This window comes from Candidatus Dormiibacter sp., from assembly GCF_050999135.1.
Taxonomy (GTDB): domain Bacteria; phylum Chloroflexota; class Dormibacteria; order Dormibacterales; family Dormibacteraceae; genus Dormiibacter; species Dormiibacter spiritus.
This window is the reverse complement of record NZ_JBPCPN010000023.1, coordinates 1-7,910: the sequence shown is the minus strand read 5'-3', so window position 1 is coordinate 7,910 and position 7,910 is coordinate 1. Positions and strand designations below refer to the sequence as shown.

8 protein-coding genes and 3 pseudogenes are annotated in these 7,910 nt (G+C 63.2%); 5 read left to right on the top strand and 6 right to left on the bottom strand.

Translation table 11 applies throughout. The features are described from left to right. Positions 1-404 (top strand): annotated as a pseudogene (locus ACR2MZ_RS05290) (hypothetical protein); the annotation flags it as partial. A 53-nt stretch (positions 405-457) separates the two neighbouring features. Here ACR2MZ_RS05290 and ACR2MZ_RS05285 read toward each other — a convergent pair. The 3 genes from ACR2MZ_RS05285 to ACR2MZ_RS05275 form a co-directional block, all read right to left on the bottom strand. Next, complete coding sequence (locus ACR2MZ_RS05285) at positions 458-1,039, bottom strand: PIN domain-containing protein (protein ID WP_434004024.1); 582 nt, start codon at positions 1,037-1,039, stop codon at positions 458-460. A gap of 25 nt (positions 1,040-1,064) precedes the next feature. Beyond that, positions 1,065-1,508, bottom strand: coding sequence for an excisionase family DNA-binding protein (locus tag ACR2MZ_RS05280; RefSeq protein ID WP_434004023.1), 444 nt, complete (start codon positions 1,506-1,508; stop codon positions 1,065-1,067). A 226-nt stretch (positions 1,509-1,734) separates the two neighbouring features. Beyond that, positions 1,735-2,259, bottom strand: a complete 525-nt coding sequence (locus ACR2MZ_RS05275; protein ID WP_434004022.1) for a transposase — start codon at positions 2,257-2,259, stop codon at positions 1,735-1,737. 182 nt (positions 2,260-2,441) lie between these two features. Here ACR2MZ_RS05275 and ACR2MZ_RS05270 point away from each other — a divergent pair, with 182 nt between their 5' ends. Next, complete coding sequence (locus tag ACR2MZ_RS05270; RefSeq protein ID WP_434004021.1) at positions 2,442-3,359, top strand: hypothetical protein; 918 nt, start codon at positions 2,442-2,444, stop codon at positions 3,357-3,359. Positions 3,360-4,574: 1,215 nt separating this feature from the next. After that, on the top strand, positions 4,575-4,958 hold the full coding sequence (locus tag ACR2MZ_RS05265) for a hypothetical protein (protein ID WP_434004020.1): 384 nt from the start codon (positions 4,575-4,577) through the stop codon (positions 4,956-4,958). A gap of 342 nt (positions 4,959-5,300) precedes the next feature. Here the strand turns inward: ACR2MZ_RS05265 and ACR2MZ_RS05260 are convergent, their stop codons facing one another. Then, positions 5,301-6,122 carry a hypothetical protein gene (locus ACR2MZ_RS05260; RefSeq protein WP_434004019.1) on the bottom strand — a complete coding sequence of 274 codons (822 nt, stop codon included), beginning with the start codon at positions 6,120-6,122 and terminating at the stop codon, positions 5,301-5,303. A gap of 447 nt (positions 6,123-6,569) precedes the next feature. On the opposite strand from ACR2MZ_RS05260, the pseudogene ACR2MZ_RS05255 reads away from it, so the two are divergent. Then, a pseudogene (locus tag ACR2MZ_RS05255) lies at positions 6,570-6,695 on the top strand (IS630 family transposase); the annotation flags it as partial. 44 nt (positions 6,696-6,739) lie between these two features. Continuing rightward, positions 6,740-6,913: a hypothetical protein gene (locus ACR2MZ_RS05250; RefSeq protein WP_434004018.1), complete on the top strand. Its 174-nt coding sequence runs from the start codon at positions 6,740-6,742 to the stop codon at positions 6,911-6,913. Between the two features lie 217 nt (positions 6,914-7,130). On the opposite strand, the pseudogene ACR2MZ_RS05245 reads toward ACR2MZ_RS05250, so the two are convergent. Further along, positions 7,131-7,572 (bottom strand): annotated as a pseudogene (locus ACR2MZ_RS05245) (VOC family protein). Positions 7,573-7,681: 109 nt separating this feature from the next. Beyond that, positions 7,682-7,910 (bottom strand): hypothetical protein (locus tag ACR2MZ_RS05240; RefSeq protein ID WP_434004017.1); only part of this gene is annotated, 229 nt, incomplete at its 5' end.

The following is a 7,910-nucleotide window of genomic DNA, read 5'->3' as shown; positions in this document are numbered from 1 at the left end:
CGGGCACGCTGGCGATGACCTCGGAGACCGGCGAGGTGCGGTCGTTCTTCGGCGAGGGCAAGGGCAGCCAGCAGGAGCTCGACATGGAGCACCTCTCCAGCATCGTCGAGGTTCTCAACGACCGATTCGGGACCGACCTCACCGACGTCGACAAGCTGCTCTTGGACCAGTTCGAGGAAAGCTGGGTCGCAGACGGCGAGCTGTCGGATCAGGCGCAGAACAACACCATCGACAACTTCCGCCTGGTCTTCGACCGGAAGTTCCTGCAGACCATCATCACCCGCGTTGACGCCAACGACGAGATCTACAAGAAGATCCTTGACGACGAGGACTTTCGCGTTATCCTCGGCGAGTTCTATCTGCGCAAGGTCTATGAGCGGCTGCGAGACCCAGCCTCCTCCTAGCTCAGCTAACTAGAGAAAATTATAGTTTCTTCTAGTTGCGCTCGCGGGCCTGTTCAAGAGGGAGCCGGTCGGACCTGCTCGCCACCTCGGGCGCGCAAGTGCTCCGCGAAGCGTGGCACTCCAGCCCTTTTTAGCATGTCAAGGAGCTCAGAGCGTGGTATCGGCGGGTTACGGAGAGCTGCGACCTGGGCGTCGATCGCTGTGCGCACCGTTGCGGGACCGAAATCGCAGAGCGCCAGCAGGAAGTCGTCGGGATGTGTCGCTTCGACTCCATGCGGCGCGCAAGCTTCTTCGGGGAAGTCGTCCAGATTGAAGGTGATCACGGCCTCCGCGGGCGATTCGACGGCGGCCGCGAGCACGTGCCGATCTTTCTCCTCGTTCACCATCGCCGCCTCTAAGCGAGCGATCGCCTCTTCGGGAACGATTGCCGCCGGGAAGGTTCTCCGCATCGCGTCGATGCGCCTCGCGGCCTGGTCTTCGGTCAGCCGGTTCTTGACCAGGTTGCGACGTACTTCCTCGAGGATCCGCTCACTCCAATATAGGTCATAGAGCTCGCGCTCCCCCAGTCGAAGAAGGATGTCGCATAGGGACAACGGGTAGAGAACGCAGGCGTCGAGGACAACGCTGAAGGCCACGATTGGGTGAGCTTATCGTGGGGCGCTAGCTGTACCCACCTTCGACTTCCTGGGCGGCTGCAGTCATCTCGTCGAGTAAGGCCCGCCGCTCTTGTGCCCGTCGCTCGCGGTATGCGAGGACGTCCTCGAGCCGAACACGACGGTGTGTGCCGACCTTCTCGAAGGGGATGTCCTTGCCAAGAAGATTGCGGGTGAGGAACGGCCGAGACACATGCAGCAGATCCGCGGCCTCCTTGGTCGTCAGGTCCTTTCCATGGGGCACGAGAGTGATCGAGAGCCCCCTGCTCATGGCATCGACCACCTGACGAAGGGCATGGAAAGCCGCCCCTGGGATCGGGATCTCCTCTCCATTGGGACCGACTAGGCGCGGGGTCTGCTTTCGTTCCTCGATTTGGACAAGACCGTCATCCAGCACCCGTAGCTGTGACACATCAGCGCGGTCGGGCGCGACGACAGAATCTGGTGCCAATGTGGCGGATGTCATGTACTCACACCTCCACAGCCATCCTACTCCATAACTGTGCTAAGCGCAATATCTGAACTATATGGTCTGACGGTTACCGCCATTGCGTTCACGAAGGCCCAGGCAGACGTCGAGCAGCACCCGCTCGCCAGCTTCGGTGTAGCCCCAGGCCACCCGCACGCCCTCCTTGGCCCCGCTCGGTCGGGTGGGCAGGTAGATCGCGTCCAGGACATCACCAGCAGGTCGACCTCGGCCAGACTCCGGGCCCGGAAGGCCCGGTAGCCCTCAGGCAGCTCCTGGCAGACCCGGCTGGCGGTGCTCTTGGAGAGCGGGCCCAAGCTCTCTCCTGGATCAGGCTCTCAATGTCGCGATCCGAGAGCCCGCGCACGTAGGCGCCGATGATGAGCGCCTCCAGTGGCGGCGCCCTGATCACCGTCCGGAGGTGGGGCAGCACCTTGCTCACGAAGCCCTCGGCGGTGTCCCGCAGTTGGGGCATCTGGACCTCGAGCTCGCCCTCGGCCGTCTGCATGCGCCCCGGCCGCACCCCGTTGCGCGAGCCAAGGGGCCTCCGGAGCTCGCTCGTAGCGGGGCTCGGCCCAGGAAACTCGGCAACCTCCTCTTCCAGCGCCCGCTGCTGCACCACTCGCGCACCCAGACGGCCAACTGCCGCCAGCCGCTCGGCATCGCCGAGCCCTTCGCTCAGCAGCTCATCGATGGCCGCCTCCAAGGCGGCGCTGGGCGCTACTCTCTTCTTCACGGTGTCGTCCTCCTTGCGGTGGTTGCTCAGACCTTCCGCGGGAGACTACGTCGTTTCACTTTTACAGCGCCGGAGGGACGCGACCTTGGCCAGTCCAGACACCTGTGGTATAGATCAAGAATGGATCCCGCCGTACTTCAATCGATCAGACTTCTGCGCCGGCGCGGCTGACTCAAGGCGAAATGGAAGGCAGCGACATCCAACTTTCGATTAGCGGTCCGCCCAAAAGAGCTACTCTGGGCAGACTCGCCGTCAAAACACTGCAGAATAAACAGGATGCTCCCAAGGGACTGCGTTTGTTCCTCGAATACCACCCGAACCTTGAGTGCGACCTTCACCCAATCGAACCTTGGGTCTGGCTGGAAGCCACCATTTCTGGCAGAGATGATCAACATGAGTACGTCTATGGAGCTGTCGACGTCGCAGCCAATGGGCTCTTCAACCCGGGGTACGAGTCTCAGAATGTGCTATGGACTTGGGAGCTGACGTCCCAAGACCTGGAAGCAATCGAGCGACACCGACATGCCCAGAGCCGCATGTTGTATTTCACTGTTAAGCTAGCGGGGATCATTCATGCCGCCGACGAGATTAGAAGGGTTTCAGGCGACGGGAGCTTTACAATCCCACTCTCCCAGTGGGAAGACTGCCTGTCCGCGCTCGGATATCAGCTGCCACCCTCAACAATGGGGCTAGCAGGGCTCGCGAGTACAACTCATCCATCCTGGGATGACGCGATGAGGCAGCTCGAGGAGGCTCGGAAGCATATCCGTGCCGGCGAGGACTACCAGGCACTGACAGCGGCGCTTGACAAGTTCTCAGCTGTCGTGAAGGCCCCATACAATCCAGACTCATGGCTCGAGCTCCTGAAAGACGACGAACCGGCGCAGCGCCGTGAAGCTATCAGTCAGGAACTGGGTCGACACTGCACACTGCTTAATCGAGTGGGGTGGCACCGTGGCGCTACAGAGTCTGATGAGGGCCAGCATCATCGTATGCCTCTGGATCATTGGGAGGCTGAACTTCTGGTCGCCACCTCTCAATTCTTACTGACCTACGCCATCAGACTCAAGATGATCAGTCCGAATGCCCATCAGGGTTAAGGCGAGCCCCTTTCCCCATCGCGCTAGAGGTGGCGAATGATATGAGCTGGAGGATGTCGCTTCCGATCGTTGACTAGGTCTAGCCAGCACTGCCGGCAGACGGCAAGGCGAGGCTCGATCTCCGCGACCGGCCGGCCTTGTGGATCAAGTTGGATGGTGCCGCTGCGGAACATGACCTGAGTGGCAGGCGCTGCCCTGCAGCTTTCACAGACCTCATCGGGCTGCACCTTGGTGCGATCTGATTCGCTCATGGGATGAGTAGGATGAAAGGCATTAGCGACCGAATTGATCGATTGACCGTCTCAGGTCTGTCATCGCGAGATCGACGTCGTCGAGGCTCTTTTGGACCGACGGATCGGCCCTGAGCTGTATCTCGCGGTTGCACCGCGGACAGACCACCACCTTGCCAGCTAGAGCTTCTGCCATGCTCACTTCGACCGGACCACCACAGCCGGGGCAATTCGCAGAGATGGGATGACTGGCGAGGTTGGACGTGAGGGAATCGGCCATGGCCGGTTGAGTATACGAAACAGGCTTTCCCGCCCCGATAATCGTAGGACTCAAGCTCCCGATAAGCGACTTTAATGCACCCGTTTCCCTTAGCGCCGACAATGACGCCTTCTGCAAGTCGCTGGTGCGGAGGTGGACCTGACGCGGCTCCGCACCCGCGGGGGATGAGATGGAAGAGGGTGGTCGCCACCCCCTAGGTCGACTGGCTCAAGACGCAGTGCGCCGGAACGGAGCACCGAAGCTGCCACTGAAGATCAGCGCCGCACCGAACCTGAGCGATCGCAGAACTAAGGAGATCATGGTGGCACAGGATGGTGGCCTGGAATCGCTGCCAGGGCGGCCTCAACACTGCCGAGGCTGTGCCACCTCCTGATCGCCTATGGCCGCCGTGCACAGCTTGAACCCTGGCAACCCACCTGGCTCGGCCCAGCCCAAGGCGGAAACCGCGAGGGAGCGGCATCGTCAGGCGGCGGCGACCACCGGAGGTCATTGCCCCCCCGTCAGCAGGAAGTCCGAGGGGTCGAGCCGTGTGCTACTCTCTCTCGCGCAGTGCGAGGAGGTGTACTAGCCGCCATCGCCGCTCTGGTCATTCTGGCCGCCTGCGGCGGCGGGAGTAGCGGGGGGGGCGGGCCCAGCTCAGCTGCGGTGCACAGCGCCAAGCCAACACCCACACCGACCCCGAAGCTTCCGACGGCGGCTGAGGTTGTGGCGAAGCTCCAGGCGGCAGGACTGCCGATGACGGCGGTGACGGAGGTCACAGAAGACACCGACCCCAACCATCTGCTCGGCCGCCCGCACGGGTACACCTCGAAGACGGAATGGCGGGATCTGAGAGTCCCAGGCAGCGGGTCCGGAGGCACGGACGCCGGCGGTAGCGTGGAGGCGTTCGCCAACGCGGATGACGCTCAGGCCAGAGCCGTCTACGTCGGCGGTATTGTCAAAGAGAATCCTCTCTTCGGCTCCTACAACTACCTGAGCCGTTCGGGTGCTTTCTTTCTTCGCGTGTCCCGCATCCTCAAACCCTCCGAGGCCGACACCTACGCCTCGGCGCTCAAGGCAACGTACACGGACCTCGGCCCTGCCCCTTAGCTGCGACGCCGCCGATCCCGAAGCCGTCGAGGTCGATGGAATGGCCAAGCTTGGGACGATGCCGCCAGGGTGACCGTCCCGGTGATACCGAGCCCCAGTTCGATCGCCCGGAGGAAGCCAGACCACTCCTCTCCGATTGTTATCAGGCTGAATTGGAGTTGTACCCAGGTGATCCCCGAGGGCTCGATCCGGCGATCCTTGGTTTGGTGAGCCACAACCCTCGTAGGCGTCGCTCTGGGCCTCAGTGCGGCCAAGTGCCCGGCGGGCCTGCTCGCGTCGCGGGCCAGGCGGACCTTCTCGGAGCGTTCGCGGGTCACCAGGACGCCCTCACGCCGCTGACGTTCATTCCGGCTCCGGCTCCTCGGCTTCGCTGTACTCGCTCATCAACTCGGCGAATGCGTCGTCATCCCACTCGCCCGCGACCAATTCCGGGCTTGGCCGCCCGGCCACACTTCCCTGTGGTTCGCTGAGCTTGATCACGGCCGTGAGGAAGTCCAGTGAATCCTTCGCCAGCGCCTCGTCGTGACTCCAGGCGCCGAACTCTATGTGCCATTGCGAGGCGGTGGTCCAATTGGCGGACCCCATCCAGACGCTCATCGGCAGCAGGTGGTCATCCCAGCCGCCACCATCGCTCTCCCACGTATAGGCGGCGCAGCACACCGCCAGCTTGGCGTGCAACAACGGCACCTTTTCCTTGCCTCGCTGCCTCCACCCGACCACGCGAACTGGCTCTAGTCCTCGGTCGCCGGGCATGTGATACGGGTGGACGACAGGGTGGCGGCCCCCCTCATCACTTGGCCCCCAGTCCTGGAGGTCCCGGAGCAGCATCTGCCAGACGCCTTCACCCTCGCTGCTGAGCCGATCTAGCTGGGGACCGTACGCGCTCTTGTCAACCACCACGCAGTAGTTACCGATGGCCAGCAGGGCATCGACAACCTCCCGACTGGTGATCCAGGGCACACAGCCGAGCACGACCGGGTATGCCTCCGCCTTCCCGGGGAAGCGCTGGTGCACAGCGGCCGGATGGGCGCGCAGACCCTCGGCGAGGTCGGCCACGACGCCACGCCCATAGGTCGCCCGCCAGGTGTTGCCAGGGCCCCAGAGTCGTGGACCGGCGAAGTCCTGAAAGGCTCGGTAGGCTCCGAGCGGGGGAGTGTCGTCCACTCAGAGTCAGCTTAGGCATGAACTATGCGGCAGCGCGGTTCGGCCTCAAGCTGACGCCAGAGTCACTAGCCCAGTTCCTCGGGAAGTAGTCCTCTTTCCGCGGGGGGCTAAGCAGCGTAGGGCTCATTCGTGCACATTTAAGCGATCCCGGCCAGCCGGTCGCCACGTGATCGAGCGCTTGACGGCGGACAGTAGAAACTCCCGGTAGGCGGACACGGAAATCCCTGTGGGCGGACACCAAATCTCCCGCTAGGCGGACTGCAAACCTCCCGTGCCTGTCCACCGCTGCGGCTGCCGACGGTGGCCAGGCCCGCCCTCGACCTCGTTCGCAGCCTCCGCCGCGACGGCGTCCCCATTGACGACAACGCGCAGCTCACCGGCCGCTTCCCGCGGGCACCGACCGACCTGCCCGATCTCCAGCACCTGCGCGACCCCGGCGTCACCGACGACCTCCAGCGCAAGCTCATGCGCTACATCCGCGAGCACAACAAGCGTGCTCGGCCAATCAAGGCGAAGTACGCCGACCCGACTCACCGCATTCGTGCTCACCATTCAGCCGGTACGAGCAACTAGCATCCGGTTTAGAGCCGGCCGGCCGTGGGTAAAGTCGCCGGAACATGTCTACGGCAGTCGGCGCCAGCGATGACGGCTTCCAGCGGTTCCGGCAATGGCTCGGGATCGCCGTGGCCGCATATGGCGCGTACCAAGCGGTGAGGGCCGGCAAGCTCACGCCTCACGCGGTCGTGGCGGTCGCTGGCCTCCTCGTCGCTCTCGGACCTGAGCTCGGCTAGGTCTCCGGCGACGGCGACTTAGAGCCCGGGCCGGGCGGTCGAAGCACGTCTCCCGTGTTCGGCATCTCGGTTAGCGGCACTACCGGCAGCCCGAGTCGCTTGAGCCCGGCCACCCACCAATCATCGAGCTCGAGGGCTCCTGTGGTGCTTCTAGGCCTTCAGGGATCGGTGGAGAGGTTGTCCGGAACCCTGGCGTGCGTGCGCTGCGGCGCCGTTTTCAGTTAGTTGTGGTGGGCTGCTGTTTCAATTCGGCATCGGACGGCGCGGGAAGATCATGCGCTTCCTTCGCGGTCGCCATGAATTCCAGACGGTTGCCGTGCGCATCGTGCGCATAGAAGCGGCGGTACTCAGGCATCAGGTCGTCCCACTCGACAGAGAAGCCGTAGCTCTCCAGGCGGGCGGCGAGCCTGTCAACATCATCGCTCAGGATCGCCGGATGCGCCTTTCTCGCCGGGCGAAACTCAGCCTCCACCCCAAGATGGATCTGGACGTTGCCAAAACGGAACCAGACGCCGCCCCGCCCTGCCAGAGCCCGCCGGCTTCCGTACCTCGGTCATCCCCAGCCCAGCCGCGTAGAATCGCCTGCCCTCGTCTTCACCACCGGGGCGGATCGCCAGCTGCACGTGGTGTAGCTGCCACTGGCTCGCCGAGCCATCAATGCCGACTGATTCCTCGATTGGTGGACTGCTTGGTAGATTACTCTCGGGTTTCACTGTCAGTTCCTTCATTAGCTCTGTCGATGTTCGCCATTCCGCCGATTGATTGTGGCTAGGGCCACCGCCATCCTCGCGAGACGGGCAGGATGTGATCCAAGATGGCCGGCAGCTCGCTCTCGAGGCGATCACGGATGTTAGCGATGGCCTGGGAGGCTGACCTGACCCCCGAGAACTGGTCCATCTGATATGAGGGTTCCAACACCGCCCGAGAGGGCAAGGAGGAACCGAAGTGAAAGGCAGAAAGCACACCCCGGAGCAGGTTGTCCGCAAGCTCCGCGAAG